Consider the following 1,770-nt stretch of genomic DNA (forward strand, 5'->3'; position numbering starts at 1 on the left):
TAGTGAGCCTATCCATCTTCTGCGTTGTCTTTTCTTTGCATACCACCGTGTTAACCGTTGCAAAATATACCAGTCTAGTTTCGCTAACTTCTTTTGGCTATAGTTCGTGTAGTAATAATTTCTCCATCCTTGAATCTTTGGATTGAGCCATTCTACATGTTCCACAAACGCTCTTGACCGCATGTTCGGCGGTGCCAATCTTTCTTTGACCACCTCACGAATCCGTTCCTCTGCCTTTTTTGTTAGCCACTGCTGCGTGGTGTAATACACCTTGCCTTGGGATGTTTCTGCTTTGGTTTTCCGGTGATGCATCCCTAAGAAATCGAATCCTTCGTCTCCTGTCCATAATCCTACAATGCGGGTTTTGGTCGGATGTAGGGTCAACTCCAGACGCTCCATAATCATACGTATAAGCTCATACGCATGTTCTGCGTCCTTTTTAGTTTTGCAAACCACTACAAAATCGTCTGCATACCTCGTGAGTTCTCCTATTCCTTTTCCCTGTTTCTCCCACAATTGATCGAAGTAATTTAGATAGATATTTGCAAGGAGCGGTGAAATCACTCCTCCTTGCGGAGTCCCTAAATCCGAACGCCTTACCGTTCCTTCTTCCATGACTCCCGCCCCCAACCACTTTCGTATTAATTTCAATATCCGCCTGTCATTGATACGCATCTGCACCAATTTCATGAGCTTCTCTTGATTAATATTGTCGAAGTAGCCTTGGATATCGACGTCAACTACCCAATTCCCTTTCCGGTTACATGCTTTTCGGATTCGATCCAGCGCCCCTTTAGCACTTCGTTTCGGGCGAAAACCGAAGGATGCTTCTTGAAAATCCGCTTCATAGATAGGTTCAATCACTAATTTGGTTGCCATCTGTATGACTCGATCGCGTACGGTGGGTATACCCAGTGGCCTTTGCTTCCCATCTTTCTTCGGGATGTAGTGTCGCCGTACGGGTTGCGGATGGTAGTTGCTTTCTTTAAGCTCTCGCTCACATGCCTTGAGAAACTGCATTTCCCCTTGTTCCTCAATATCTGCTAGCGTCACAGCATCTACTCCTGCGGCTCCCTTATTGGCTTTCACTCGTCTCCATGCTTCACACAGTACATCCCACCGATAGATTTTGTCATACAATGCATGGAATTTGCGCTTTTTGTTCTCCTTGGCCGCATGACCTAGCTTTTCTTGGAGTTGTTGAACTTTTTCCTTTGGTGTCGTTAGCCGGTTGGCATTCACTCACTCGTACCTCCTCCAAAAGCATAAACAAAGCAGGGCTCCTTCCCTCCCTAAGGTTATGTTGTCCTTAGGTTCTTCGGTACTATGAGCCCCTCGGACTCCCTTCCTGCAGACGACTCACTTCACTTTTTGAGCTTATAGAGTGTCTCTTTACGGGTTCTAAAAAAAAAACCGTACAGGGGAGGGTCTCCCCAGTTCACTGCACTATCTTTCAACCCATGCCGTTCCCTATACGCCGGAAGGTTCTTCACTGTTGTCCCAAGTTCTGCACAGTTTCCTTGGCCTTCGTCTAATGTCACGAGACTCGGCACCCTCTTTTCCCCTTCGCAGGGCCTTTTTGACGACGCGGCAGGATTCACTTCATGTTGCGGCCTGGGTTGTTGCTCGCCCTGTCTCTGACAGGTACTTTTGTCGATGCGCTTTTACACACAGATTTCGCCATGCGCAAGCATCCTAGCTACAAAGGTGGCTTGGCCCCTCCTTCGGTTGGACTTTCACCAACTAGATAATGCGTGCCTCTGGGCACGC

General features: G+C 47.5%; 1 protein-coding gene. It reads right to left on the reverse strand.

What is annotated here, in order from left to right:
- The coding region (gene ltrA, locus L1028_RS30960; protein ID WP_234541955.1) for a group II intron reverse transcriptase/maturase at positions 1-1,242 on the reverse strand (1,242 nt) is incomplete at its 3' end.
- Between the last annotated feature and the right edge of the window lie 528 nt (positions 1,243-1,770).

The organism is Paenibacillus pseudetheri, assembly GCF_924513355.1.
GTDB classification, from domain to species: domain Bacteria; phylum Bacillota; class Bacilli; order Paenibacillales; family Paenibacillaceae; genus Paenibacillus_AQ; species Paenibacillus_AQ pseudetheri.